Here is a 25,408-nt window from a genome sequence, read left to right on the forward strand (position 1 = left end):
CCCGGGGTACACCGAACGGTCTGCATACACTGGCCTGCCCGTACCCCGGCCGGCCCCAGCAGGAAGCAGAGACGACAAGGTGACTGAAGCGATCCTCCTGGTCGGCGGCAAGGGCACCCGGTTGCGCCCGCTCACCGTGCACACACCGAAGCCGATGGTCCCGGCGGCGGGTGTGCCCTTCCTCACCCACCAGCTGGCCCGCGCCCGGGCGGCCGGAGTCGAACACATCGTCCTCGCGACCTCGTACCTCGCCGAGGTCTTCGAACCGTACTTCGGCGACGGAGCCGACCTCGGTCTGCACCTGGAGTACGTCACCGAAGAAGAACCGCTCGGCACCGGCGGCGCCATCCGCAACGTGGCCTCGCGCCTCCACTCGGCCCCCGACGAGCCGGTCCTGATCTTCAACGGTGACATCCTCACGGGCCTCGACATCGGCGCCCTCGTCTCCACCCACACCGCCTCCGGCGCGGACGTCTCCCTCCATCTCACCCGGGTCGAGGACCCCAGAGCCTTCGGCCTGGTCCCCACCGACGCCACCGGCCGGGTGACCGCCTTCCTCGAAAAACCCCAGACCCCCGAGGAGATCGTCACCGACCAGATCAACGCGGGGGCGTACGTCTTCCGCCGCTCGGTCATCGACACGATCCCGGCCGGCCGCCCCGTCTCGGTCGAACGCGAGACGTTCCCCGACCTCCTCTCCTCCGGAGCGCACCTCCAGGGCATGGTCGACTCGACGTACTGGCTGGACCTGGGCACCCCGCAGGCATTCGTCCGCGGCTCCGCCGACCTGGTCATGGGCCGCGCCCCGTCCCCGGCGGTACCGGGCCGCTGCGGCGACCGCCTGGTCCTGCCGACCGCATCCGTCGCCACGGACGCGAAGCTCACCGGCGGCACGGTGGTCGGCGAGGGCGCGGTGGTCGGCGAGGGCGCCCGCATCACCGGCAGCGCCCTTCTTCCCCACTCCGTGATCGAGCCGGGCGCGGTGATCACCGACTCCCTCGTCGGCGCGGGCGCCAGGATAGGCGCCCGTACGGTCGTCTCCGGCGCGGTGATCGGCGACGGCGCGACGGTGGGGGCGGACAACGAGCTGCGCGAGGGCGTACGGGTGTGGTGCGGCGCGTCCCTCCCCGACGCCTCGCTCCGCTTCTCGTCGGACCAGTAACGCCGGTCCCTTGGGTCCGGGGCCCCGATGCCCGTAGGCTCGAAGTCCATCCCGGACCCGAGGACCCCCATGTCAGGCCGCGCCGCCACCACCACGGGGCTCACCCGCGCCTGGACACCACCGGGTCCGCTGGACCTCGAACTGGTGCTCGCCCCACTGCGGCGCGGACCGGCCGACCCCACCTTCCGTACGGCCCCCGACGGCTCCTTCTGGCGCACCAGCAGAACGCCCGCGGGCCCCGGCACCCTCCACCTCGCCGCGCACCACGGCGAGGTGGAGGCGACCGCCTGGGGCCGGGGAGCGGACTGGCTCCTCGACCAGCTCCCCTCCCTCCTCGGAGCGTCCGACGATCCGTCCGCCTTCGTGCCGCGCCACCGCCTCCTCGCCGAGACACGGCGCCGCCGCCCCGGCCTGCGGCTCGGCCGCACCGGCCTGGTCCTCGAATCGCTGATCCCCTCCGTCCTGGAGCAGAAGGTCACGACGGACGAGGCGTACCGGGCATGGCGCCTGCTGCTCCGCACGTACGGCGAACCGGCCCCGGGCCCGGTAAAAAACATGCACGTCATGCCCTCCCCCCGCACCTGGTCGCTGATCCCCTCCTGGGAGTGGCACCGCGCGGGCGTCGACAGCAAGCGCTCCTCGACGATCCTGCGGGCGGTACGCGTGGCAGGCCGCCTGGAGGAGGCCGCGGCCATGTCCCCGGAGGACGCCTCGGCCCGCCTGCGACTCATCCCCGGCATCGGCCCCTGGACGGCGGCGGAAACCCTGCAGCGCAGCAACGGAGCCCCCGACGCGGTGACGGTGGGCGACCTCCACCTGCCGGGCACGGTCGGTTACGCCCTGGCGGGCAACCGCGACGCGGACGACGCGGCCATGCTCGAACTCCTGGCCCCGTACGCGGGCCAACGCCACCGGGCGGCCCGCCTGATCCTTCTCTCCGGCCGGACCCCGCCCCGCCGGTCCCCCCGCATGACCCCACGCGACATAGCCCGCCTCTGACCACCACCCCGCCCCACCTGCCACGGTGCCGGCAGCCCCGGCATATTTCCCCGCCCCACCCGTCGCGGTGCCGGGAGGGGACGCACCGGGGCGCTCCCCGCAGGGCGTCGAACGCAACCACCCCGGACACACCGGCGTACCCGAACGTCCGGCGCCCGAGGAGACGCCCCGGCGCGGCACCGACCCCGAAGCCCCCGCAACCATCCCGCCCCGCACTCCGCACCCCGCCCCGCACGCACCCCGTGTCGCCCCGCCTCAGCGCACCTCGACGAACGCCGCCGAATCCCGCGCCGCCCGCTCCTTCGGCGGAGCCGCAGCGTGGCCCACCGCGACCGCGCCCATCGGGTCCCACCCCTCCGGCAGCCCCAGCACGTCCCGCACCACCCCACGGCAGAACATCGTCGACGAAACCCAGGCCGACCCCAGCCGTTCACCCGCCAGCGCCACCAAGAAATTCTGCACAGCCGCCCCGGCCGCGACCACGAACATCTCCCGCTCCGCCGCGTCGCGACGGGCGTCCCCGTACACGTGCGAGCCGTCCATCACCAGGCACGGCACCACCAGATACGGCGCCCTGCGCAGCACGTCCCCCCGTCGCACCCTCTTCGCCACCGACTCCTCGGACTTCCCGTCCGCCCGCAGGTCCGCGACCCACGCGTCCCGCATCGCGTCGAGCAGAGCCACCCGCGCCGCCTCCGACTCGACCAGTACGAAGCGCCAAGGCGTCGTATGGTGCGGCGCGGGCGCCGTCACAGCCGCCGCGACCGCGCGTCGTACCGCGCCCGGATCCACGGGCTCGTCGGTGAAGTCCCGGACCGTACGCCGCAGTGTCACCGCTTCCCGCACAGCCTCCGACGTCCCGAGCCGGAACATGTCGTCGGCCGCAGCCCGGACCAGCGCCCGCCCGCCGACGTCGCCACCGTCGCCGCCGGAGCCTCCGCCGGCCAGATGCGAAAGCCCCCGTACCACCGCGACCGGCAGCCCCTCCGCCTTCCCCTTCACCAGATCGCCCGCCGCCGCCAGTTCGTCCCCGACGGCGACGACCGTCGCGTTCAACGGGTTGCCGTACGCGTCGGTCCCGCCCCGCAAGTCGTCCAGAACCCGGACCCCGGCCGCCCCGATCGCGACATCCGTCAGGCCGGTGCGCCAGGGCCGCCCGAAGGTGTCCGTGACGACAACCCCCACGTCCACGCCGAGCGCGTCCCGCAGTCCGTCCCGGATCAGCCGCGCCGAAGCGTCCGGATCCTCGGGCAGCAACAGCACGGTCCCGGCCGCCGTGTTGGACGCGTCGACACCGGCCGCGGCCATGACGAGCCCCTGCCGGTTCTCGACGATACGGAGCGCTCCGCGCCGCGCGACCACCCGTACGGTCTCGGCGTCGATGGCCGCCTCGCGGTCGACCGCCTCCACGACGCGGCCCTCCGCCTTGCTGACGATCTTCGAAGTGACGAGCAGGACGTCGCCGTCGACGAGCCCGGGTTCCGCATCCGCGATCAGCTTGGCGAGGTCGTCCCCGGCCCGCACCTCCGGAATCCCGCCCGGTGCCCACACCCGATAGGCCGGGACAGCCCCAGAACCAGCCCCAGAACCAACAGCCCCAGCCCCAGAACCAACGACCCCACCCCCCGACGCTCTCACGCCCGTACCTCTTCGGCCAGCACCAGCGCCTCCCGGGCCATAGCGGCCGTGGCCTCGACACCGGTCATCATCAGCGGAACGGCCCGGCACCGGATCCCCGCGCTCTCCACGTCCTCGAGCGCCCCCGCGTCCACCGTGTCGACGAGCCACCCGTCGAGCAGCCCGGACCCGTAATGCCGGGCGACAGCGGCAGCGGTCGACTCGACACCCACCGCGGCCAGCATCTTGTCGGCCATGCCCCGCACGGGCGCGTCCCCGACGATCGGCGAGAGCCCGACCACCGGCACCCCCGCGTCGGCGATCGCCTCACGAATCCCCGGCACCGCCAGAATGGTCCCGATGCTCACCACCGGATTGGACGGCGGAAAGAGAATGACGTCGGCCGCACCGATGGCCTCCAGGACCCCCGGGGCCGGCTTCGCCTGCTCCGCGCCCACCGGCACAACGGCCTGCGCGTCCACCGAAGCGCGCAGCTTCACCCAGTACTCCTGGAAGTGGATCGCCTTCCGCTCCCCGTCCACCTCGACGGCGACATGCGTCTCGATCCGGTCGTCGGACATGGGCAGCAGCCGCACCCCGGGCTGCCACCGCTCGCACAGCGCTTCCGTCACGGCGCTCAGCGGATAGCCCGCGCCGAGCATCTGCGTACGGACGATGTGCGTCGCGAAGTCACGGTCACCGAGCCCGAACCACTCGGGCCCCACGCCGTACGCCGCGAGTTCGCCCTTCACCTGGAAGGTCTCGTCCGCACGCCCCCAGCCCTGCTCCTCGTCGATGCCACCGCCGAGGGTGTACATCACGGTGTCGAGGTCGGGGCAGACCTTGAGCCCGAACAGATGAATGTCGTCACCGGTGTTGCCGATGACGGTGATGTCCGCGTCAGGCGCGGCCGACTTGAGGCCGCGGAGGAAGCGAGCGCCACCGATACCGCCTGCCAGAACCACAATGCGCATGCACAGCAGTCTGTCAGGCAGGTACGACATCCCGGGCCGCCGGGGAGCCCGGAGAACCCGGGAAACCCGGAGAGCCCGAGGAGCACTGAGCCGCCTGGTCCGACTGCGCCGGACGCATCGGCATCTCGGTGAGCCCGGGGAAGTAGACGTGCAGGCTGACCGCCGCTTCCAGCGAGTCGTTGGTGACCTCGTGGACGTACCCGGGAGTGAACACCCGCTGCGAGCCCGCGCCCAGCGTGCGCTGTGCCCGCCCCGCCCGTTCGGTCAACTCGCCGTCCAGGACCGTGAGTACACCGGACGAAAGACCGTGGTCGTGCATACCGCTGCCCTGTCCGGGCACCCAGCTGAGCAGCCAGACCTCGTATCCGGGTCCGGTGCGCAGCCGGTGGTACCAGCGGGTGGTGGCGTCGTACGCGACGAGGTGCTCCCACTGGGCGCGGTCGGCGGCGATGGAGCGGGCGAGTCCGGCGAACTCGGCGACGGTGGCCGGGTGCTCACGGGCGGGCTGGAGGAGGTGCTGGACGGCGAGGATGTCGCCGGCGATCTGGAGGTCGCTGTCGCTGTTCATGGTGCGGGGGTTCCTCGGCATGAGAGCTGGGGTGTCGCAAGGAGGGAAGAGGCGGTGCGACAGGAGATGACGCGGGTCGTCGCACGACAGGTGGAGCGGGTGTTACGGAGAGTGAGCTGGAGCGCGGGGGCTTCAACAGCTGGGACAGCAACAGCAACAGCGGACCTGGGCAGTGCAACGGAACCCACGTGCGTGGGTCCGGGGGAGCGCTGCGGTCGCTGGCATGCGTTCAAGGAGACCGGCTCGCTCACCCGCTGTCAACCTCCTGACCGATTTGGTGGAAATGTTTCACCTCATCCGGTTAACGGAAGCGGAGAAAGGTTTGTGCGGCGCGTGGCGCGGAGAAGTGGCGCATCAAACGTGCGGGCAAACGTCCTCGAGGCGTTGTGGCCGGACTGTGATCCGGATCGCTTCTGCGGGCCGACCGCAACAAGATCGAACCTCGCTGCATCTCACTCGGATGAGGGGGCAGGAGTGGGCCGGTGACATGTGTCGCGATTTTTGGCGATTTGAACACTTTCCGCATAGCTTTGGTTCCGCAGAGTGAATAACCGGCTCAATAGCAGATCTCGGCTTGACTGGCTCGGATCCGCACACTTGTAATTTCACTCGTGTCGTTCGGCCGAAAACGGCAACGACTACATCACGGGGAAGCAAAAGACAGACGAGGGGCGCACATGACCGAGCTGTTCCAGCAACTGCTGGTCGAGGACGCGGACGAGGAAATCGGCTGGCAGGAGCGCGCCCTGTGCGCCCAGACCGACCCCGAGTCCTTCTTTCCCGAGAAGGGCGGTTCCACTCGCGAGGCCAAGAAGGTCTGTCTCGCCTGTGAGGTCCGCTCCGAATGCCTTGAGTACGCACTTTCAAACGATGAACGGTTCGGCATCTGGGGCGGCCTGTCCGAACGTGAACGCCGACGACTGAAGAAGGCCGCCGTCTGACCACTGCGCCCGCCACCGTGCTCTGCTGCGCCTTACGCCTTATTGACCAAATGTCACAAGCTTGTACGTATCCACCGGTCCGTCGCCCGGCCCCCGGCCGCAGGCGGCGGACCGTTGTGTTGCCCAGCCGTTAGTGTGGGGCGCTGTCCGAGACGCATCAACGCCCCCACGGGGCGCGCGCGTCCGCGCAGCCAGACAGCAGCCTTCCGGGGGGCGACCCCCGGACCCCGGCCGGAGGGCCCGTACCCCGATGTCCGTGCACAGCCAAACGTCGGCGCCGTACGCGGCGGCCGAGCCCGAGTTCCCCCGGCACGTCGTCACCGCCGTGCTCGTCTCCCACGACGGAGCGCGCTGGCTGCCCGACGCGCTCGCCGGGCTCCTGGGACAGGAACGCCCCGTACAGAACGTCGTCGCCGCCGACACCGGCAGCGCGGACGACTCCGCCGAACTGGTCGCCGACGCGATCGGCGCCGACCGCGTGCTCCACCTCGCACGCCGCTCCGGCTTCGGCACCGCCGTCGACGAGGCGGTCCGCAGCGCCCAGGTCCTCACACCCGAGGAACTGCCCTACCTGAAGCGCCCCAGCGGCTGGGACCCGGTGAGCAGGTCGTGGCGCGACGACGCGTACGACCTCCCCGACCTCCCGCACGGCGAACCCGTGCAGTGGCTGTGGCTCCTGCACGACGACTGCGCGCCCGAGCCGGACGCGCTCGCCGAACTCCTGCGCGTCGCCGACTCCGACGAGCACGCCGCGATCGTCGGCCCCAAACTGCGCGGCTGGTACGACAGGAAGCAGCTCCTCGAAGTCGGCGTCTCCATCGCCAACAGCGGCCGCCGCTGGACCGGCCTCGACCGCCGCGAGCAGGACCAGGGCCAGCACGACCAGGTCCGCTCCGTACTCTCCGTGTCGACCGCCGGCATGCTCGTCCGCCGCGACGTGTGGGAAGAGCTCGGCGGCTTCGACCGCAGGCTGCCCCTCATGCGCGACGACGTCGACCTGTGCTGGCGCGCCCACGCGGCGGGCCACCGCGTCCTCGTCGCCCCCGACGCCGTACTGCGCCACGCCGAGGCGTCCGCGCGCGAGCGCAGGCCCATCGACTGCGCCGGGCGCTCCGTCGCCGACCCGCACCGCGTCGACAAGGCCGGCGCCGTCTACACGATGCTCGTCAACGCGCGCGGCCCCGCCCTGCCGTACGTCATGCTGCGCCTGGTCGTCGGCACGCTGCTCCGCACGCTCGCCTACCTCCTCGGCAAGGCGCCGGGACAGGCGGTCGACGAGGTCACCGGACTCTTCGGCACCCTGCTGCGTCCCGGGAAGATCCTCGCGGCCAGAAAACGGCGCGGAAAGGGACAGGTCGACGCGAGCGAACTGCGGCCCCTCTTCCCGCCGACCGGCGCCACCGTCCGGGCGACCGTCGAGCAGGTGGCGGGCACCTTCGGCGGCGGCTCCGAGCCCGACACCGGCTCGCGCCACGGCGTCGTCGAGTCGGGCCCCGGCGGCGACGACGCCGACTACCTGGAGATCGAGCAGTTCGCGCGGCTGAAGCGGATCGCCCGCAAACCGGGGCCCGTGCTCTTCGTGCTGCTCCTCCTCGTGTCGCTGGTCGCCTGCCGCGGCCTCCTCGGCGGCGGATCGCTCGCCGGCGGCGCACTGCTGCCCGCGCCCGCCGACGTGTCCGGCCTCTGGTCGCGGTACGCCGACGCCTGGCACCCGATCGGCACCGGCGGCACCCAGACGGCGCCGCCCTACCTCGCCCTCCTCGCCGCCCTGTCGGCCGTCTTCCTCGGCTCCACCGGGTTCGCGCTCACCGTGCTGCTCGTCTGCTCGGTGCCGCTGGCCGGCCTCACCGCCTACTTCGTCTCGCGTCCGCTCGTCGAGTCCCGGCTGCTGCGCGCCTGGGCGGCCGTCGCGTACGCCTTCCTGCCCGCCGTCACCGGCGCCCTCGCCACCGGGCGCCTCGGGACGGCCGTCCTGGCGGTCCTGCTGCCGCTCATCGCGCGGTGCGCCGTCTCCGCGAGCGGGCTGCGCGCCGAGGGCGCGCGCTCCAGCTGGCGCGCCGTCTGGGCGTACGCGCTCCTGCTGACCTTCGCCATGGCGTTCACGCCGGTCGTCTGGCCCGTCGCCCTGGTCCTCGGCATCGGCGTACTGGCGCTGCGGCGCGGCGACATCGTGGCGTACGGACTGCGCTTCCTGGCCGGCGTCGGCACCCCCGTGCTGATGCTGGCGCCCTGGTCGCTCACCCTGCTGACCAACCCGTCCGCCTTCTTCCGCGAGGCGGGCCTGGACTTCGGTACGGACCCGGCCGGGGCACTGGACCTGCTCGGCGCCAGTCCCGGCGGTCCGAAGGCCGCGGGCGGACTGCTGCTCGCCGGCATCGTCCTCGCGGCGCTGGCGGCCCTGCTGCGCGGGGAGCGGACCTTCGCCATCCGCACGGCGTGGGTCGTGGCGATCGTCTCGCTGCTGTGCGCGGTCCTCGCCAACCACTCCGGCTGGGCGGGACCGGCGACCCTCGTCTACGGCCTCGCGTTGATCGCCGCCACCGTGCTCGGCGCGGACGGCGCGCGCGAGCGCGTCGCCACCCAGAGCTTCGGCTGGCGCCAGCCCGTCGCCGTACTCATCGCCTTCGCCGCGGCGGCCGGACCGCTGCTCGCCGCCGCCGGATGGATGATCGGCGGCGCCGCGGGGCCGCTGGAGCGGCGCGACCCGGTGCAGGTGCCGGCGTTCGTCGCCGAGGAGAGCGGCACCCGCGACCAGGCGCGCACCCTGGTCCTCGGCGGTAGGTCGGCCGTGAAGGTCTCGTACACGCTCGTACGCGGCTCCGGCGCCCGCCTGGGCGACGGTGAGCTCGTCGAGGCGGGCGGCAGCAGCCCGCGCCTCGACAAGATCGTCTCCAACCTGGTCGCGGGTTCCGGCGCCGACCAGGCCGACCAGCTCGGCGGCTACGCCGTCCGCTACGTCCTCGTGCGCGACGGCGCGCCCCGCTCGGTGAGCCGCGTCCTGGACTCGACACCCGGCCTCAGCCGGCTCAGCCAGCTCGACGGCAGCGCGCTGTGGCGCGTCGACCGCCAGGTCGCACGGGCCACGATCGTCTCCGGCAAGGAGGGCGCCGAGCCGCTGTCCGTCGCCTCGGAGCCGGTCGAGGCGCACACGGAGATCCCGTCGGGCGAAGCGGGCCGGACCCTGCGGATCGCGGACTCGGCGGCCGAAGGCTGGCAGGCCACGCTCGACGGGCGCGTACTCGCGAAGAAGACCGTCGACGGCTGGGCGCAGGGCTTCGAACTGCCCGCCGGGGGCGGCAGGCTCGACCTCACCTACGAGGCCCCCGTCACCCGCACCGCGTGGGTCTGGACCCAGGTCGGCCTCGCCCTTCTCCTGCTGGTGCTCGCACTGCCCGGCCGCCGCAGGGAGATCGACGACGACCTGCCCGAGGAGGAGCCCGAGGTGCCCGCGCAGCCGGTGGCCGGCGAGGGCCGCAGGGCGCGCAGGCTGCGCGCGGCGGCGCAGGCGGAAGCCCCGCACGCCTCCCGGGCGGACGCGGAGGAGTCCGGGCAGCAGCCCCCCGCCCCGCCGGTCGCGGACCCGTACGGCCGGCCGGCCCAGGAGCAGGACGGGACCGCCGTGTACGCGTCCGTGCCGCCGCAGCAGCAGTACGGGGAGTGGGACGCGCAGTCGTACGCGGGCGCCGAGTACGGACAGCAGCAGCCGTACGTCCAGGACCCGCAGCAGGGTTACGGCGGCGAGCCGTACCAGGCCGACCCGTACCAGGCCGACCCGTACGGCGACGGCCGGCAGGACTACGGCGGCGAGCAGTACCAGGCGGACCAGTACCAGGCGGACCAGTACCGGGCCGACCCGTACCAGACCGGCCCGTACCAGGAAGGCCAGTACGACCCGTACGGCTACGGACAGCAGCCGCCGCAGCAGCCCTACGCCGAAGGCAACGAGCCCGAGCAGCGTCCCGACGGGAGCGACAACCGATGAACCGCACCACCCTCTCCCTGATCGCCGCCGCCACCGCTCTCGCCGCAGTCACCGGATTCGCCGTGGTCTCCGCGCCGGACGGCCCGGCGGACACCGCGGCGGCCGGTGCGGGCCGGGCCGCCGACGCGAAGACCCCGGCGCGGATGCCCGTGGAGCGCTCCAGCCTGCTCTGCCCCGCGCCCAGCACGTCCGACCTCGCGGAGACGACGTACACGTCGATCACTCCGGCGGGCAAGGGCGAGGCCGAGGGCGACGGGGAGGAGGGCTCCGCGGAACTCGTCCCCACCAACGCGACCCTGGCCGCCCGGGACGGCGCCGAGGACAAGAAGGAAAAGGACGCCGGGAAGGCGGGGCCCGGCAAGCCGGTCCTCTCGCTGAAGGAGCCCGGCAGGCCCGCCACCGCCGAGGCGAACACCGCCGAGGCCCCCGCCCTCGTCGGTTCGGCCGACGGCCTCCTGGCCCCCGGATGGACCGCGCAGCAGACCACGAAGATCACGGCGGGCGACGGCCGGGGCGTGCTCGGCGTCAGCTGCACCGCGCCCGACAGCAGCTTCTGGTTCCCCGGCGCGAGCACCTCCGACACGCGGCACGACTACGTACACCTCACGAACCCGGACGACACCGCAGCCGTCGCCGACGTCGAGCTGTACGGCAAGGACGGCGCCCTGGAGACCGACGCGGGGGAGGGGATCACGGTCCCCGCCAGGTCCAGCGTGCCGGTGCTGCTGTCGACGCTGAGCGCCGACAGCGCCGAGAACGTGACCGTCCACGTCACCACCCGCAGCGGCCGCGTCGGCGCCGTCGTCCAGGCGGTGGACGAGGAGGCCGGCAGCGACTGGCTGGCCGCGTCCGCCGGCGCCTCGGACACCGTCGTGCTCCCCGGCATCCCGGCGGACGCCACGTCCGTGCACCTGGTGGTGTTCGCGCCCGGTGACGAGGACGCCGACCTCAAGGTGCGACTGGCGGGGCCCACCGGCTCGATCACGCCGGCCGGCCACGAGACCCTGAACGTCAAGGCGGGGATGACCACGGCCGTCGACCTCAAGGACGTCACCAAGGGCGAGCCGGGCTCACTGCTGCTGAGCCCGGCCCAGGGCGACCCGGTGCCGGTGGTCGCCGCGCTGCGCGTGGTGCGCGGCAAGGGCGCCGCCCAGGAGATGGCGTACATCCCGGCGACCGGGCAGGTGGGCGAGCGGGCCACGGCGGCGGACAACAGGGCCCAGGGCTCGGTGCTCTCGCTGACCGCGCCCGGCGCGACGGCCGAGGTCGAGGTCACCGCGTCGGCGGGCAGCGGGGGCGGCGAGCCGGCCGTCAAGAAGTACACGGTCAGGGCGGGCACGACGCTCGCGGTGGAGCCGCCGGTGCCGTCCGGGCTCAAGGGCTCGTACGCGCTGACGGTCGAACCGCGGTCGGGCGGCCCGGTCCACGCGTCGCGCGCGCTCGAACTGCCCGAGGACGGCGTCCCGATGTTCACCGTGCAGACGATGCCGGACGACCGGGGGACGGTTCCGGTGCCGGAAGCGGAACAGGACCTGTCGGTACTGGACGACTGACCGGAGTCAGTCCTGCCCGTCCCCGCCTCCGTACCGCGGATCGACCGACTCCGGTGCGAGCCCGAGCAACTCCGCGACCTGCTCCACGATGATCTCGTGCACGAACAGGGCGCGTTCGTCCCGGCTCTTGGTGCGGATCTCGACGGGGCGCCGGTAGACGACGATCCGGGCCGGGTGGGCGCTCGTCGCGGGGGTCACCCCGCCGAGCGGCACCGACTCGTCGGCCCAGGGGCCGGAATCGTCGCCGCCGCCGGCCGCGGGCGGTACGTCGAGCACCAGGAAGTCGACTTCGGCGAGTTGCGGCCAGCGCCGTTCCAGCCGCTCCACGGAATCCTGCACGAGGTCGCCGAAAACGGCGGCCCGGCTGACCGAGAGGGGCACCTGGGGCGGCGCCACGGGCCCGCGCATGCCGCGGCCGTGGCGGTCGCGGCGGCGCGGCCCCGGGCCGGTGGGACTGGGGGGTACGGGACTGTCCATCACTGACGCAGGGTAGCCCTCATCCGAGCGGTCGGATCGCGGCGGAGGGACCGCACACGGCATGTCGCATATTGAGCATTCCAGCCAAGGTTGGGCTCGTTTTCACGCCGGTGCGCGACCGTCGATCTCGCGTCGCTTGACGGCATTTGTCCCGAGTGACGACCGGTCACAGCCGGGCCGCGACCGCCTCGTCGCGGTCTCCGCGCAGGTCAGACCCGTGGCTCGGGAGGCCGCCGCGACACGGTGGAAGACGCGACACGGCGGAGTGACGTGAGGGAGGGTCGTCGCGGCCCGCTCAAGAGTGCGGTACCGTCCAACATCGTGAGCCCTGTACGTCGCTGTTCGCGCACCGCGTGCGGCCGCCCTGCCGTCGCGACACTGACGTACGTCTACGCGGACTCGACCGCAGTCCTCGGCCCGCTCGCCACCTATGCCGAGCCCCACTGTTACGACCTGTGCGCCGAGCACTCGGATCGGCTGACCGCCCCACGCGGCTGGGAAGTTCTCCGGCTCGTCGACGGGTCGGCCGCCCCCTCGCGCCCCAGCGGCGACGATCTCGAAGCGCTGGCCAACGCCGTACGTGAGGCCGCCAGGCCGCACGAGCGCGCCGCGGACGCCCGCGGCGGGGCGCGCACCGCGGACCCGATGGAGGTCGCGCGCCGCGGCCATCTGCGGGTCCTGCGCTCTCCCGACTCCTGAGGCCCGTTTCTGACGTCACCTCCTGGGGGTAGCTTGGGGGGTCCTAACCGGACTTCAGGAGGGTTGGCCGTGGCTGCTGATCTGTCGCAGATCGTCAAGGCGTACGACGTGCGCGGAGTGGTCCCCGACCAGTGGGACGAGTCACTGGCCGAGCTGTTCGGAGCCGCCTTCGCGCAGGTGACGAATGCCGAGGCGATCGTCACCGGGCACGACATGCGGCCCTCGTCGCCGGGGCTCTCGCGGGCGTTCGCGCGCGGGGCGGCGGCGCGCGGGGTGGACGTGACGGAGATCGGGCTCTGCTCGACCGACCAGCTGTACTTCGCGTCCGGGCAATTCGGTCTGCCGGGCGCGATGTTCACGGCCTCGCACAACCCCGCGCAGTACAACGGCATCAAGATGTGCCGGGCGGGAGCGGCTCCGGTGGGCCAGGACACGGGTCTCGCGGAGATCCGCGCGCTGGTGGAGGAGTGGTCGGCGAACGCTCCGCAGACGCCCCCCGCCACCAGGACCGGAACCATCACCCGGCGTGACACGTTGACGGACTACGCGGCCCATCTCCTCTCCCTGGTCGACCTGGCCTCCATGCGCCCCCTGAAGGTCGTGGTCGACGCGGGCAACGGCATGGGCGGCCACACGGTCCCCACGGTCTTCGCCTCCCTGCCCCTCACGGTCGTCCCCCTCTACTTCGAGCTGGACGGCACGTTCCCGAACCACGAGGCCAACCCGCTCGACCCGAAGAACATCGTCGACCTCCAGGCGAAGGTCCGCGAGACCGGCGCCGACCTCGGCCTGGCCTTCGACGGCGACGCGGACCGCTGCTTCGTCGTCGACGAGCGCGGTGAGGGCATCTCCCCGTCCGCGATCACGGCGCTGGTCGCCGCGCGCGAACTGGCGCGCAACGGCGGCAAGGGCACGGTCATCCACAACCTGATCACGTCGTGGTCCGTCCCGGAGGTCGTCAAGGAGAACGGCGGCACCCCGGTCCGTACCCGTGTCGGACACTCCTTCATCAAGGAGGAGATGGCCCGTACCGGCGCGATCTTCGGCGGCGAGCACTCGGCGCACTACTACTTCCGGGACTTCTGGAACGCGGACACCGGCATGCTGGCCGCCCTCCACGTCCTCGCGGCCCTCGGCGGCCAGGAGGGCACCCTGTCCGACCTGGTCGCGCAGTACGACCGCTACGCGAGCTCCGGCGAGATCAACTCGACGGTGGACGACCAGGCGGGCCGGCTGGCGGCGGTCAAGGCGGCGTACACCGGCCGCGACGGAATCACCATCGACGAACTCGACGGCCTGACGGTCACCGCCGCCGACTGGTGGTTCAACCTCCGCCCCTCCAACACGGAGCCCCTGCTGCGCCTGAACGTGGAGGCGAGGGACGAGCCCACCATGGCGAAGACCCGGGACGAGGCCCTGGCGCTGATCCGCGCCTAGCCTTCCGGCCCCGGCGCGCGCCCGTCTCGAGCCCGTCCGGCGGCTGAGGACAGAGGGGGCCCGGGGGCTCGCCTCCGGTTTCGGGAAGGGGCGGGCAGGGGAGACAGCCCCGCCCGCCCCGCCTCCCCACCCGCGCGCCCCTCCGCACCACCCGCCCGGCCGGCGGCGAGGAAGGGAGGAGCCGGGGAACGGAGGACCCGAGGAACACCGCCACGTCCACGCCGACCGTCTCGCCGGACCGCGCCGCCCCCGCCCCGGCGGTAGGCTGACCTGGCCCAATCCGTAGCCGTATCCGCATGTTCGAAGGGACCCGCCCCATGCCGCTCGAAGCCGGCCTTCTGGAGATCCTCGCCTGCCCCGCCTGCCACGCGCCCCTCGACGACGCGTCCGCCGCGGACACCCCCGAGCTGATCTGCACCAGCAAGGACTGCGGCCTGGCCTACCCGGTACGGGACGGCATTCCGGTCCTTCTCGTCGACGAGGCCCGCCGCCCCGCCTGACACCCGCCCCGCCTGACGCCCCACCCACCACCTCGCGCAGGGCCACAAGCCACGCGCCCGGCGATCGGAGGCCCGCACCATGCTCGACGAGTCGTTGCTGGACGACCCGGAGTCTCTGGCCCGTGCCGACCACCGCGGCCTGCTCCGCGGCGCCGCGGAGGCGGGCGCACGCGTACGCACCGCCGCACGGCACGCCACCGAGGCCGGCCTCGCGGAGATCAAGCCGGAGGGCCGCCCCCGCGCCGTACTGATCGCGGGCCCCGGCACCGCCGCGAACGGCGTGGCCGACCTGCTGGCCACCTTCGCCGGCGCCTCCTGCCCGGTCGCCCGACTGCACTCCACCGGAGTCGCCCCCGCCGCCGGCGCCCTGCGCTGGGCGCTCCCGGGCTGGGCGGGCTCCGTCGACCTCCTCCTCGTCACCCCGGACGGCGCCGAACCCGGCCTCGCGCTCCTCGCCGAGCAGGCGTACCGCCGCGGCTGCACGGTCGTCGCCGTGGCCCCGCGGCGTTCCCCGCTGAGCGAGTCCGTCGGCGGCGTGCACGGCATGGTCGTACCGATGGCGACGGCGCCCTACGAGGAGTACGACGAGGGCGACGCCACCGGCCCCGGCGCGCTCTGGGCACTCCTCACCCCCCTCCTCGTCCTCTTCGACCGCCTCGGCCTGGTCACCGCGCCCCCGGACACCCTCCGGCTCGTCGCCGACCGCCTCGACCGCACCGCGGAACGCTGCGGACCGGCCGTCGCGATGTACGGCAACCCGGCCAAGACACTCGCGTCCGAGCTCGCCGACTCGCTGCCGCTCATCTGGACGGAGGGCGCGTGCGCCGGCCCCGTCGGCCGCCGGTTCTCCGCCGTGCTCGCCGAGCTGGCCGGCCGCCCCGCCCTCGCCGCCGAGCTTCCGGAGGCCCTGCCGACCCACGGCGTACTGCTCGCCGGGACCTTCGCCGCGGGCGCCGATCCCGAGGACTTCTTCCGCGACCGCGTCGACGAAGCGCAGGCGCTGCACGCACGCGTGGTGCTCCTCAGGGACCGCCCGACCGGTGGAACCTCCGCGGCCCCGGCCGCCCGCGAGCTCGCGCTCAGCCACGACACGGCCATCAGCGAGATCGAACCGGAGGAGGGCGGTGAGCTGGAGAACCTCGCCGAACTGCTCGCCATCACGGATTTCGCCGCCGTTTACCTGGCGCTCGCTTCCGCAGGGCGATCATGAGGACCAGCACCTGACCGACACCACCTGGCACCTGCCACCGCCCCCGGGGCCGGCCGGTACCAGAGCCACCAGACCAGGGAACGCCCCATGGACCGCCTCTCGAACACCGTGCGCCCCTACGCCTGGGGGTCCACGACAGCCATCCCGGACCTGCTCGGCACCGCCCCCACCGGCGAGCCCCAGGCCGAGATGTGGATGGGCGCCCACCCCGGAGCACCCTCCCGCGTCGACCGCGGCACGGGCGAACAGCCCCTCTCGGCGGTCATCGAAGCCGCCCCCGAAGCCGAACTGGGCGAGGCCGCGGTGCGGAAGTTCGGCCCCCGCCTCCCCTTCCTCCTCAAGATCCTCGCGGCCGGCGCCCCCCTCTCCCTCCAGGTCCACCCGGACCTGGCCCGGGCCAAGGAGGGCTACGCCGCCGAGGAGGCCCGGGGCGTCCCCCTCGACGCCCCGCACCGCACCTACAAGGACGCCAACCACAAGCCGGAACTGATCTGCGCCCTCACCCCCTTCGAGGGCCTCTGCGGCTTCCGCGCCCCCGCCGAGTCGGCCGACACGCTCGCCGCGCTCGAAGTCGACTCTCTCAAGCCGTACGTCGACCTCCTCCACGCCCACCCCGAGGAAGCCGCACTCCGCGAGGTCCTCACCGCCGTACTGACCGCGGACCGCGCCGAGATGGCCGCGACCGTCACGGCGGCCGCGGCCGCCGCCGAGCGCCTGGGCGGCGCGTACGCCCCGTACGCCCGTCTCGCGCACCACTACCCGGGCGACCCGGGCGTCATCGCCGCCATGCTGCTCAACCACGTACGGCTGCAGCCCGGCGAGGCCCTCTTCCTCGGCGCCGGCGTCCCGCACGCGTACCTCAGCGGCCTCGGCGTCGAGATCATGGCGAACTCGGACAACGTCCTGCGTTGCGGCCTGACCCCCAAGCACGTGGACGTCCCCGAACTCCTGCGCATCGTCCGCTTCGAGGCCGGCGACCCCGGCATCCTGCGCCCCGAGGCGTCGTCCCCCGACGGCGAAGAGCTGTACGACACCCCGATCGACGAGTTCCGCCTCTCGCGCCACGTTCTGGCGCCGGGCGCCGCCCCCCGCACCCTCCCGTCCGCCACCCCGCAGATCCTGCTCTGCACGGCCGGCCGGGTCAGCGCCGGCGAACTCACCCTCGCACCGGGAGAGTCGGTCTTCGTACCAGCAGGAGAATCTGCCCAATTGTCCGGTACGGGCACACTCTTCCGCGCCACAGTCGTCGCCTGACGTACCGTCCGCGCAGGCTTCCGCGGCAAGCTGCAACAATGACCGGCCGTACGGCGGCGCCAGGGCCGCGGCACCAAGGAAGGGACATCCGGCACCCATGAGTGCGTCAGGCGGAACCAAGGCGATCGTGGCGGCACTCGTCGCCAACCTCGCGATCGCAGTAGCCAAGTTTGTGGCGTTCCTCTTCAGCGGCTCGTCCTCGATGCTCGCGGAGAGCGTGCACTCGCTCGCCGACTCGGGCAATCAGGGCCTGCTGCTGCTCGGCGGAAAGAAAGCCAAGCGCGAGGCGACCCCCCAGCACCCCTTCGGCTACGGACGCGAGCGTTACATCTACGCCTTCCTGGTCTCCATCGTGCTGTTCTCCGTCGGTGGCATGTTCGCCATCTACGAGGGCTACGAGAAGATCAAGCACCCCCACGAGATCACGGCCTGGTACTGGCCGGTCGGCGTCCTCGTCTTCGCGATCATCGCGGAGACCTTCTCCTTCCGTACGGCCATCAAGGAGTCGAACCAGACGCGCGGCAACCTGTCCTGGAAGGACTTCATCCGCCGCGCCAAGGCCCCCGAGCTGCCGGTCGTCCTCCTGGAGGACCTCGGCGCGCTGGTCGGCCTGGTCCTGGCGCTCGTCGGCGTCAGCCTGGCCATCGTCACGGGCGAGGGCGTCTGGGACGGCATCGGCACCCTCTGCATCGGCATCCTGCTGATCATCATCGCGATCATCCTGGCGGCCGAGACCAAGTCCCTCCTCCTCGGCGAGGCGGCCGGCGCGGAGGACGTGGAGAAGATCAGGACCGCTCTCGTCGACGGTGAGACGGTCACCCGCGTCATCCACATGCGTACGCTCCACCTCGGCCCCGAGGAACTGCTGGTCGCCGCCAAGATCGCGGTCCAGCACGACGACACGGCCGCCGAGATCGCCCACGCGATCAACACGGCGGAGGACCGCATCCGCGTGGCGGTCCCGATCGCCCGGGTGATCTACCTGGAGCCGGACATCTACAGCGAGACGGCGGCAGCGGCGGGCGAGAACCCGGCGAGCACGCCGGGCGGCCCGGCCGGTCACTGACCTCCGTACGCCCCGGACTCCTCGTACGCATCTACGCCTCACGAGGAAGGCCCCCGCCGTCCACCGGCGGGGGCCTTCTCGCTGCCTGCGTCAGGGGCGGGGGGACCAGTGCGGCGGCGCGACGGCCGCCGCACTCCGTCGTACGACCAGCGCGGCCACGCCCAGCCCGGCCCCGGCCAAGAACAGCACGACGCCGACCGTGCCGGACTGCTCGCCGGCGAAGAACCGCGAAGCCCACGAGTTCCCCCGGTTGCCCCCCCCGGGCACGAACATCCGCCCCACGGGCACCGTGACGTCGAACTCCATTCCCCGGCACCGGGAACGCCGTCCTTGGCGTACGGCCCGTCGAGCGGCCGGCCGTTCGACGTCGACACGCCGCCCCGGTGCCGACAGGCCACCCGGTCACCGCCCGGGGCCACGACCCGCTGTGAGGAGAGCCCCTCGGGGACCCGCTCCGGAGCCGAGAGGAGGATCACGTCACCGCGCCGGATGTCACCGCCGCCGATCTCCTCGGTGACGACCGTGCCACCCGGCCGGTACGTCGGGTACATGTTCTCGCCGGCGACCTCGGACGCCTGGTACCCGCCCCGGATGTGCCCGCACACGCTGGAGGACCCGTCCGCACCCGCCGGGACCGCCCGTACCGACGACTGAAGCCGATGAATCCGACGACTGAATCCCGCTACTGGATCTCGCCCAGCACCCGAAGAATCGCCGCCTCGTCCGGCGCGGCCGAGAGCCGCTCCCGGAAACCGGTGTCCCTGCACGGGCGCGGCCCGCACCTGCTCGATCAGCTGCTCGGACGGCGAATCCCCTCCGCCACCCCGGCGCCAGCACCCTCTTCCCGGTGAACCGGCTGCGGTCGACGCCCTGGTCGGCCGTGATGATGACGCCGCCGGCCTCTCTGGCATCGTTGTCAGACAGCACGTTCTCGGCCCCGGTGGAACCTTGCGTCTCCACCTTCATGTCGGCGCCGAGCCGCTCGGCGGCCTGCGTCAGCTTCTCCGCCGCCATGTACGGGTGGGCCATACCGGTGGGGCAGGCGGTGACCGCGAGCAGCTTCGGCTTCTTCTGTCCGCTCATGTCTCCGCCTCCTGGGGAGTCGGCCGGACTCGTCACGTGAATCTCCCTGTCGCGCGGGCGTTCCCGATGAACAGGCATCGGGCAACACGAGTACACCCAGATCAAAAGACCGAAAAGTCCAGTACCGGCCGGTCTGCCTCACTGTCTCCCGCCCGCAGCCCTGACCAGGGCGGCTGGGGTTCACTGGGCCGATCGGTGTAGATTCGTGACCTAGCCAGACGTCGCTGCTGATGGCGGTCGGGCGGTCCCGTGGACCGGCCGAGGGAGAGAGGGCCTCCGACGGACTGCGCTGCGAGCGCCCGGGCACTCGTATGCCCGCCGCCGCAGAGTCAGCCGTACCCACCTCGAACCAACCCACGAGGAGCAGCCCGCATGACGACTGTCGCCACCGGCCAGGACTTCAAGGTCGCCGACCTCTCCCTCGCCGCCTTCGGCCGCAAGGAGATCACTCTCGCCGAGCACGAGATGCCCGGCCTGATGTCGATCCGCGAGGAGTACGCCGCCGCCCAGCCGCTCGCCGGCGCCCGCATCACCGGCTCGCTGCACATGACCGTGCAGACGGCCGTCCTCATCGAGACGCTGGTCGCCCTCGGCGCCGACGTCCGCTGGGCCTCCTGCAACATCTTCTCCACCCAGGACCACGCCGCCGCCGCCATCGCGGTCGGGCCGAACGGCACCCCGGACGCCCCCGCCGGCGTCCCGGTCTTCGCCTGGAAGGGCGAGACCCTGGAGGAGTACTGGTGGTGCACGGAGCAGGCTCTGACCTGGCCGAACACGCCCACCGGTGGCCCGAACATGATCCTCGACGACGGCGGTGACGCCACTCTCCTCGTCCACAAGGGCGTCGAGTTCGAGAAGGCCGGCGCCGCCCCGGACCCGTCCACCGCGGACAGCGAGGAGTACGCCTACATCCTCACGCTCCTCAACCGCACCCTCGGCGAGAACCCGCAGAAGTGGACCCAGCTGTCCTCGGAGATCCGCGGCGTCACCGAGGAGACCACCACCGGTGTCCACCGCCTGTACGAGATGCACCGCGACGGCACCCTCCTCTTCCCGGCGATCAACGTGAACGACGCCGTGACGAAGTCGAAGTTCGACAACAAGTACGGCTGCCGCCACTCCCTGATCGACGGCATCAACCGCGCCACCGACGTCCTGATCGGCGGCAAGGTCGCCGTCGTCTGCGGCTACGGCGACGTGGGCAAGGGCTGCGCGGAGTCCCTGCGCGGCCAGGGCGCCCGCGTGATCATCACCGAGATCGACCCGATCTGCGCGCTCCAGGCGGCCATGGACGGATACCAGGTCACGACGCTCGACGAGGTCGTCTCCATCGCCGACATCTTCGTCACCACGACCGGCAACAAGGACATCATCATGGCCGCGGACATGGCCAAGATGAAGCACCAGGCGATCGTCGGCAACATCGGTCACTTCGACAACGAGATCGACATGGCCGGCCTCGCCGCCATCCCCGGCATCGTCAAGGACGAGGTCAAGCCGCAGGTCCACACCTGGACGTTCCCCGACGGCAAGGTCATCATCGTCCTGTCCGAGGGGCGCCTGCTGAACCTGGGCAACGCGACCGGCCACCCCTCGTTCGTGATGTCCAACTCCTTCGCGGACCAGACCCTGGCCCAGATCGAGCTGTTCACCAAGCCCGAGGAGTACCCGACCGACGTCTACGTGCTGCCCAAGCACCTCGACGAGAAGGTCGCCCGCCTCCACCTCGACGCCCTCGGCGTCAAGCTCACGACCCTCCGCCCCGAGCAGGCCGCCTACATCGGCGTCCCGGTCGAGGGCCCGTTCAAGTCCGACCACTACCGCTACTGAGCCACATGCTCAGCACTCACCAGCAGTAGCTGTCAGGCAGGCCCCCCGCACCCCCGTGCCGGGGGGCCTGCCCCGTGTCGGACCCGAAGAACCGGACAGACCCATGCCCCGAGGCCGATACTCACTCCACGATCCCCACGACCACACCCCCCTCGGCGAAGAACACTTCCACTGCGCGCCCGGCCCCTCCGGCTGGCGTTACGTCTCCCAGGTCACCACCCCCTCCGGCGATCACGCCGGCTCCGTCGACCTGGCCATCGACGAACTCGGCCGCCCCATCCGCCTCGAACTGCACGCCGCGAGCTGGCAGATCCGCGGTGCGGCCATCGACGGCGTCACCTGGGTCCGCACCGACCCGACCGGCACTCACGCCACCGAAGGCAACGTCCCCGCCCACGCCTTCACCGGCACTTCCCCCGCTTTTCTCATCGCCGCCACCCGTCTCCTGCGCCTCACCCCCGGTTCCCCCGCCACCCGCGTCCGCCTCGTCGCCTTCACCGACCCGGTCCTGGCCCCCCGCACGATCGACCAGTCCTGGGCCTTGCTGAAGAGTGAAGCGCATGCCACTGACAACGGCCCCCTGATGGTGGACGAATACCAGGTCAACGCACTGGACACCGGCGAGCAGCACCAGATCCACATCGCGGGCGACGTGGTCCTCTCCGCCCCCGGCATCGAGCTGGAACACCTGGAAACCCCACCTTCGACCTTCCCCTGACAACCAGCACCCTGTTGATCCAGGGGCAGGGGCAGGGGCGGCCAGGCTTCAGCGGAGTCCTCCCCGCCACCAGCCCTCGCCGCGCGAACGCCCTGGACTCCTCCCTGACTCCCCCGGGCAGCGGGGGCCCCCATCCGGTCCCGGCCGCCAAAGGGCACTCAGGACGGTACGAAGCCCGTCGACCGGGACGGGACGGGACGAGCAGCACGCATCACCTGATCACCGATGTCACCGGCATCCCGCTCGCCGCCACGCCGACCAGCGGCAACCGCAACGACGTCACCCGGGCCCCCCGCGGCTCCAGACGGTGCCGCCGGTGCGGGACAAGCGCGGCCGGCCCCGAAGCCGCCCCGACGCCTACCCGGTGACCACGGCTACGACCACGACAAGCACCGCCGCCTCGTCCACGCACTCGGCACCCAGGGCTGGGCCGCCGAGCGCGCCTTCGCCCATCTCCCCTGACTCAGCCGCCTGCGGACCCGCCTGGAGATCCGCGACGACATCCACGAAGCCTTCCTGCGGTTCGCGTACTCACTGACCTGCCCGCACCGCCTGTCACAGGCGGCCCGGTGAGCCCTCGCCTTCCCACAACAGCCACTCCCTGACCGTCGGGACACGGTCCAGAAGCCGGCTGACCTGTATGCCTTCTTCGCACGAGGTCACCCTCGGCAGCGGGGCGAAGGCATCGGAAAGCACGTCCAGCAGGCTCATCACGCGCTCTCCCGTACGCGGTGTGAGCAGCAGCAGCTCACACCGCAGCCGACGCGGAACGTCCGGACGCCGGAACAGGCTGTTCCACCGGGCAGGCCACAAGTAGTGGTTTCCCTCGTACGCCGCATTGGCCATCACCCACGCCGGGTCCAACCGCTGGTTCAGGCCGAGCAACAAGGCCGTATCGAAGGCCTTCACCTCACGAGGCAGCGGCTGATCCGAGCGCATCGCCTCAGAAGTTCTAACCGGGCGGCGCGAACCCAGTACCGGCACCGGACGACGGCGCCTCCACCCGCCCCGCCCCAGCACCCCTGTGTCCGGCATCCGGCGCAGCCACCCGCACGGCATCCACATCCACCACCGCACTCGCCCCACCCCCCGGCGCGACCACACCGGAGGTACCCGTCCCCATCAGCACCCGCCGCGCGTCCCGAGCCTGCCGCTCGTTCATCACGGCCGCGAGGTAAGCGGCCGCCGGCACCTCCCGCGGCGCCGGCGCCCCCGTACGCGCCGCGAGATCCCCGGCCAGCCGCTCAGCCATGGACGCGCTCACCTGGGGATCCAACTGCCCCATCCGCGTCAGGTACTGCCGTACCGCAAGCCACAACCCGTCCGGCACCCCGGACAGATCCAGTCCGGCGAACCGCCCCACAAGCCACGGCGGTGGAGGCGGCACCACACCCACCCGCCCCGCGGACACCCGCTCCCGCACGACGAGAGTCCCGGCGAAGACATCCCCGATCCGCCGCCCCCGCTCGGACACGAGCGAAGCAATACACGCAACAACCCCAAAGGTCATCAGGATCTCCACGACCCCCACCACCCCCCGAACCAGCGCATGCCGGAACCGGATCGGCCCCCCGTCGTCCCGTACCACCCGCAGCCCGCAGGCCATCTTCCCCAGCGACCGCCCATGAGTGAGCGTCTCCACCGCTATCGGAGCCCCGACCAGCACCAGCAGAAAAGACGCCACCGAGATCGCCATACCGGCCGCCTCGTCGAGCGAGGCAGTGGCTATCACCAGTCCCACCGACACACTCAGGTAAACCGTCCACACCACTGCCATGTCGATCGCCAGAGCAAGCGCCCGGCTCGGCAGCCTCGCCGGCCGCAACCCCAGTACAACCGCGTCACCCGTAACAAGCTCATTCACCGGAAACCCACCCTCCGCCACCCACGGCCGCAGCCCTTCCCTGCCCCTCGAATCCCCAGTCTGCCAAGCTGGCCCGCAGCGCGCGCCGCGCAGTACGGACCGTACGGACCCAGGGCCTGGAGCAGCAGCCGATCATGGACCTCGACGTCTTCGTCACCGCCCACCACGCAGAGTGGGACCGACTGGACCACCTCCTGCGCCGCGGCCGCCGCCTGACCGGCGCCGAGGCCGATGAACTGGTCGCCCTCTACCAGCGCACGGCCACCCACCTCTCACTGATCCAGTCCAGCGCCCCGGACCCCACCCTCACCGCGCGCCTCACCCAGCTCGTGGCCCGCGCCCGCGCCACCGTGACCGGCACCCGCCGCGCGTCCTGGCGCGACGCGACCCGCTTCCTGACCGCCGGATTCCCTGCCGCGATCTACCGCACCCGCCACTGGTGGGTCCCCACAGCCGTACTCTCCATCGTCGTGGCCGCCGTGATCGGCTGGTGGATCGGCACGCACCCCGAGGTTCAGTCAGCCATCGCGGCCCCCGCGGAACTCCGCGACATGACCCGCCCCGGCGGCCAGTACGAGACGTACTACTCCAGCAACCCCGCAGCATCCTTCGCCGCCCAGGTCTGGACGAACAACGCCCAGGCAGCAGCCATGTGCCTGGTCCTGGGCGCCTTCCTCTGCTTCCCAGTGCTCTGGATCCTCTTCCTCAACATGCTGAACCTCGGTGTCGGCATCGGCCTGATGTCCTCGGCCGGCCGCCTAGACGTCTTCCTGGGCCTGGTCGTCCCGCACGGCCTGCTCGAACTCACCGCAGTCTTCGTAGCCGCCGGTACGGGCCTGCGCCTCGGCTGGACCCTCATCGACCCGGGCCCCCGCCCCCGCCGCACGGCCCTGGCCCAGGAAGGCCGCGCCGCCCTGGGCATGGCCCTCGGCCTGGCCCTGGTCCTCTTCGTCTCCGGCCTGATCGAAGGCTTCGTTACGCCGTCGCGCATGCCCACCTGGGCCCGCATCACCATCGGCATCGCCGCCGAGCTGGCATTCCTCGCGTACGTCTACATCCTGGGCGGCCGAGCAGCCCGAGCAGGAGACCAGGGTGACGTCGACCCGGCCGACCGCAGCGCGGAGCTCCCGACCGCCGCGTGATGTGCGTACGACCTGCCTGACCTGCTAGTGTCCTGTCTGCCCCGCAAAGACTGTTGACACAGTCGGCGTGGGGAGGTAGATTCAAACAGTTGCAGCGAGTTGGACATACTCACTAGCAACGGTTAACGTCTATACGACTCCTCAGGGAATTAGCTCCCGAAGAGTCCTTCGATTCTTATCCGAATCACGAAGCCGATTAGCTCGGTAGAAATGCTTCTGATAAAGTCGGAGTCGCCGGAAAGGGAAACGCGGAAGCGGAGAACCGGAAGGCGCCGGCGAAGTCGGGCGGTAAAGCGTCTGGTAGAGTCGGGAACACGAAATACGGAAACGAA

Annotated in this window: 22 protein-coding genes and 2 pseudogenes; 15 read left to right on the forward strand and 9 right to left on the reverse strand. The window is 71.9% G+C overall.

The window, feature by feature from the left end; genetic code table 11:
• Positions 1-79 precede the first annotated feature (79 nt).
• Both ACWDZ4_RS06330 and ACWDZ4_RS06335 read left to right on the forward strand, forming a co-directional pair.
• Positions 80-1,162 (forward strand): sugar phosphate nucleotidyltransferase, encoded by a 1,083-nt coding sequence (locus ACWDZ4_RS06330; RefSeq protein ID WP_451507279.1) that lies wholly within the window; start codon positions 80-82, stop codon positions 1,160-1,162.
• 69 nt (positions 1,163-1,231) lie between these two features.
• Positions 1,232-2,161, forward strand: coding sequence for a DNA-3-methyladenine glycosylase family protein (locus tag ACWDZ4_RS06335; RefSeq protein WP_451507280.1), 930 nt, complete (start codon positions 1,232-1,234; stop codon positions 2,159-2,161).
• Between the two features lie 255 nt (positions 2,162-2,416).
• Here ACWDZ4_RS06335 and ACWDZ4_RS06340 read toward each other — a convergent pair whose 3' ends face one another.
• The 3 genes from ACWDZ4_RS06340 to ACWDZ4_RS06350 all read right to left on the reverse strand — a co-directional run bounded on the left by ACWDZ4_RS06340 (position 2,417) and on the right by ACWDZ4_RS06350 (position 5,320).
• A complete protein-coding gene (locus tag ACWDZ4_RS06340) occupies positions 2,417-3,712 on the reverse strand; it encodes a coenzyme F420-0:L-glutamate ligase (RefSeq protein ID WP_451507281.1) in 1,296 nt (431 codons plus the stop codon).
• Positions 3,713-3,795: 83 nt separating this feature from the next.
• Positions 3,796-4,752 carry a 2-phospho-L-lactate transferase gene (gene cofD, locus ACWDZ4_RS06345; RefSeq protein ID WP_451507282.1) on the reverse strand — a complete coding sequence of 319 codons (957 nt, stop codon included), beginning with the start codon at positions 4,750-4,752 and terminating at the stop codon, positions 3,796-3,798.
• Positions 4,753-4,765: 13 nt separating this feature from the next.
• A complete protein-coding gene (locus ACWDZ4_RS06350; RefSeq protein ID WP_451507283.1) occupies positions 4,766-5,320 on the reverse strand; it encodes a cysteine dioxygenase in 555 nt (184 codons plus the stop codon).
• A gap of 677 nt (positions 5,321-5,997) precedes the next feature.
• On the opposite strand from ACWDZ4_RS06350, the gene ACWDZ4_RS06355 reads away from it, so the two are divergent.
• The 3 genes from ACWDZ4_RS06355 (at position 5,998) to ACWDZ4_RS06365 (ending at position 11,796) form a co-directional block, all read left to right on the forward strand.
• On the forward strand, positions 5,998-6,261 hold the full coding sequence (locus ACWDZ4_RS06355; protein ID WP_028810740.1) for a WhiB family transcriptional regulator: 264 nt from the start codon (positions 5,998-6,000) through the stop codon (positions 6,259-6,261).
• Between the two features lie 250 nt (positions 6,262-6,511).
• Positions 6,512-10,243, forward strand: a complete 3,732-nt coding sequence (locus tag ACWDZ4_RS06360) for a glycosyltransferase (protein WP_451507284.1) — start codon at positions 6,512-6,514, stop codon at positions 10,241-10,243.
• Entirely contained in the window at positions 10,240-11,796 is a 1,557-nt protein-coding gene (locus ACWDZ4_RS06365; protein ID WP_451507285.1) for a DUF5719 family protein, read from the forward strand. Before ACWDZ4_RS06360 ends, ACWDZ4_RS06365 begins: the two co-directional genes overlap by 4 nt.
• A gap of 6 nt (positions 11,797-11,802) precedes the next feature.
• On the opposite strand, the gene ACWDZ4_RS06370 is transcribed toward ACWDZ4_RS06365, so the two are convergent.
• Positions 11,803-12,273: a metallopeptidase family protein gene (locus ACWDZ4_RS06370; protein ID WP_451507286.1), complete on the reverse strand. Its 471-nt coding sequence runs from the start codon at positions 12,271-12,273 to the stop codon at positions 11,803-11,805.
• A gap of 321 nt (positions 12,274-12,594) precedes the next feature.
• Here ACWDZ4_RS06370 and ACWDZ4_RS06375 point away from each other — a divergent pair, with 321 nt between their 5' ends.
• The 6 genes from ACWDZ4_RS06375 to ACWDZ4_RS06400 all read left to right on the forward strand — a co-directional run bounded on the left by ACWDZ4_RS06375 (position 12,595) and on the right by ACWDZ4_RS06400 (position 18,439).
• Complete coding sequence (locus tag ACWDZ4_RS06375) at positions 12,595-12,972, forward strand: DUF3499 domain-containing protein (RefSeq protein WP_344496573.1); 378 nt, start codon at positions 12,595-12,597, stop codon at positions 12,970-12,972.
• A gap of 69 nt (positions 12,973-13,041) precedes the next feature.
• Positions 13,042-14,409, forward strand: a complete 1,368-nt coding sequence (locus ACWDZ4_RS06380; RefSeq protein WP_451507287.1) for a phosphomannomutase/phosphoglucomutase — start codon at positions 13,042-13,044, stop codon at positions 14,407-14,409.
• Between the two features lie 317 nt (positions 14,410-14,726).
• A complete protein-coding gene (locus ACWDZ4_RS06385) occupies positions 14,727-14,909 on the forward strand; it encodes a Trm112 family protein (protein WP_093800582.1) in 183 nt (60 codons plus the stop codon).
• Between the two features lie 79 nt (positions 14,910-14,988).
• Positions 14,989-16,119: an SIS domain-containing protein gene (locus ACWDZ4_RS06390; protein ID WP_451507288.1), complete on the forward strand. Its 1,131-nt coding sequence runs from the start codon at positions 14,989-14,991 to the stop codon at positions 16,117-16,119.
• A gap of 87 nt (positions 16,120-16,206) precedes the next feature.
• Positions 16,207-17,373, forward strand: a complete 1,167-nt coding sequence (gene manA / locus ACWDZ4_RS06395; protein ID WP_451507289.1) for a mannose-6-phosphate isomerase, class I — start codon at positions 16,207-16,209, stop codon at positions 17,371-17,373.
• 97 nt (positions 17,374-17,470) lie between these two features.
• The gene (locus tag ACWDZ4_RS06400; protein WP_451507290.1) at positions 17,471-18,439 is read left to right on the forward strand and encodes a cation diffusion facilitator family transporter; all 969 of its coding nucleotides are present in this window, start codon (positions 17,471-17,473) and stop codon (positions 18,437-18,439) included.
• 90 nt (positions 18,440-18,529) lie between these two features.
• Here the strand turns inward: ACWDZ4_RS06400 and ACWDZ4_RS06405 are convergent, their stop codons facing one another.
• The gene (locus tag ACWDZ4_RS06405; protein ID WP_451507310.1) at positions 18,530-18,745 is read right to left on the reverse strand and encodes a hypothetical protein; all 216 of its coding nucleotides are present in this window, start codon (positions 18,743-18,745) and stop codon (positions 18,530-18,532) included.
• Positions 18,746-18,822: 77 nt separating this feature from the next.
• Positions 18,823-18,990, reverse strand: a pseudogene (locus ACWDZ4_RS06410) (signal peptidase I); the annotation flags it as partial.
• On the opposite strand from ACWDZ4_RS06410, the gene ACWDZ4_RS06415 reads away from it, so the two are divergent.
• Positions 18,953-19,093, forward strand: coding sequence for a hypothetical protein (locus ACWDZ4_RS06415; RefSeq protein ID WP_451507311.1), 141 nt, complete (start codon positions 18,953-18,955; stop codon positions 19,091-19,093). The pseudogene ACWDZ4_RS06410 and the gene ACWDZ4_RS06415 overlap by 38 nt on opposite strands.
• Before the next feature lie 41 nt (positions 19,094-19,134).
• On the opposite strand, the pseudogene ACWDZ4_RS06420 reads toward ACWDZ4_RS06415, so the two are convergent.
• Positions 19,135-19,558, reverse strand: a pseudogene (locus ACWDZ4_RS06420) (PTS fructose transporter subunit IIB); the annotation flags it as partial.
• Positions 19,559-19,894: 336 nt separating this feature from the next.
• On the opposite strand from ACWDZ4_RS06420, the gene ahcY reads away from it, so the two are divergent.
• Together ahcY and ACWDZ4_RS06430 are read left to right on the forward strand one after the other, a co-directional pair.
• On the forward strand, positions 19,895-21,352 hold the full coding sequence (gene ahcY / locus ACWDZ4_RS06425) for an adenosylhomocysteinase (RefSeq protein WP_344496561.1): 1,458 nt from the start codon (positions 19,895-19,897) through the stop codon (positions 21,350-21,352).
• A gap of 103 nt (positions 21,353-21,455) precedes the next feature.
• The gene (locus ACWDZ4_RS06430; RefSeq protein WP_451507291.1) at positions 21,456-22,070 is read left to right on the forward strand and encodes a hypothetical protein; all 615 of its coding nucleotides are present in this window, start codon (positions 21,456-21,458) and stop codon (positions 22,068-22,070) included.
• 555 nt (positions 22,071-22,625) lie between these two features.
• On the opposite strand, the gene ACWDZ4_RS06435 is transcribed toward ACWDZ4_RS06430, so the two are convergent.
• Both ACWDZ4_RS06435 and ACWDZ4_RS06440 read right to left on the reverse strand, forming a co-directional pair.
• Entirely contained in the window at positions 22,626-23,009 is a 384-nt protein-coding gene (locus ACWDZ4_RS06435; RefSeq protein ID WP_451507292.1) for a hypothetical protein, read from the reverse strand.
• A gap of 13 nt (positions 23,010-23,022) precedes the next feature.
• Positions 23,023-23,934, reverse strand: coding sequence for an RDD family protein (locus tag ACWDZ4_RS06440; protein WP_451507293.1), 912 nt, complete (start codon positions 23,932-23,934; stop codon positions 23,023-23,025).
• Between the two features lie 134 nt (positions 23,935-24,068).
• Between ACWDZ4_RS06440 and ACWDZ4_RS06445 the strand changes: the two genes are divergently transcribed.
• Positions 24,069-25,076 carry a stage II sporulation protein M gene (locus tag ACWDZ4_RS06445; protein ID WP_451507294.1) on the forward strand — a complete coding sequence of 336 codons (1,008 nt, stop codon included), beginning with the start codon at positions 24,069-24,071 and terminating at the stop codon, positions 25,074-25,076.
• The last annotated feature ends 332 nt before the right edge of the window (positions 25,077-25,408 follow it).

Source organism: Streptomyces sp. NPDC003016, assembly GCF_053591455.1.

Excerpts from the sequence above, each read along its gene's own strand:
- ACWDZ4_RS06365 (WP_451507285.1), top strand. The coding sequence starts at position 10,240 with ATGAACCGCACCACCCTCTCCCTGATCGCCGCCGCCACCGCTCTCGCC.
- ACWDZ4_RS06390 (WP_451507288.1), top strand. The coding sequence starts at position 14,989 with ATGCTCGACGAGTCGTTGCTGGACGACCCGGAGTCTCTGGCCCGTGCC.
- ahcY (WP_344496561.1), top strand. The coding sequence starts at position 19,895 with ATGACGACTGTCGCCACCGGCCAGGACTTCAAGGTCGCCGACCTCTCC.
- ACWDZ4_RS06405 (WP_451507310.1), bottom strand. The coding sequence starts at position 18,745 with ATGGAGTTCGACGTCACGGTGCCCGTGGGGCGGATGTTCGTGCCCGGG.
- ACWDZ4_RS06400 (WP_451507290.1), top strand. The coding sequence starts at position 17,471 with ATGAGTGCGTCAGGCGGAACCAAGGCGATCGTGGCGGCACTCGTCGCC.
- ACWDZ4_RS06370 (WP_451507286.1), bottom strand. The coding sequence starts at position 12,273 with ATGGACAGTCCCGTACCCCCCAGTCCCACCGGCCCGGGGCCGCGCCGC.
- ACWDZ4_RS06445 (WP_451507294.1), top strand. The coding sequence starts at position 24,069 with ATGGACCTCGACGTCTTCGTCACCGCCCACCACGCAGAGTGGGACCGA.
- ACWDZ4_RS06355 (WP_028810740.1), top strand. The coding sequence starts at position 5,998 with ATGACCGAGCTGTTCCAGCAACTGCTGGTCGAGGACGCGGACGAGGAA.
- manA (WP_451507289.1), top strand. The coding sequence starts at position 16,207 with ATGGACCGCCTCTCGAACACCGTGCGCCCCTACGCCTGGGGGTCCACG.
- ACWDZ4_RS06430 (WP_451507291.1), top strand. The coding sequence starts at position 21,456 with ATGCCCCGAGGCCGATACTCACTCCACGATCCCCACGACCACACCCCC.
- ACWDZ4_RS06435 (WP_451507292.1), bottom strand. The coding sequence starts at position 23,009 with ATGCGCTCGGATCAGCCGCTGCCTCGTGAGGTGAAGGCCTTCGATACG.
- ACWDZ4_RS06335 (WP_451507280.1), top strand. The coding sequence starts at position 1,232 with ATGTCAGGCCGCGCCGCCACCACCACGGGGCTCACCCGCGCCTGGACA.
- cofD (WP_451507282.1), bottom strand. The coding sequence starts at position 4,752 with ATGCGCATTGTGGTTCTGGCAGGCGGTATCGGTGGCGCTCGCTTCCTC.
- ACWDZ4_RS06385 (WP_093800582.1), top strand. The coding sequence starts at position 14,727 with ATGCCGCTCGAAGCCGGCCTTCTGGAGATCCTCGCCTGCCCCGCCTGC.
- ACWDZ4_RS06360 (WP_451507284.1), top strand. The coding sequence starts at position 6,512 with ATGTCCGTGCACAGCCAAACGTCGGCGCCGTACGCGGCGGCCGAGCCC.
- ACWDZ4_RS06350 (WP_451507283.1), bottom strand. The coding sequence starts at position 5,320 with ATGAACAGCGACAGCGACCTCCAGATCGCCGGCGACATCCTCGCCGTC.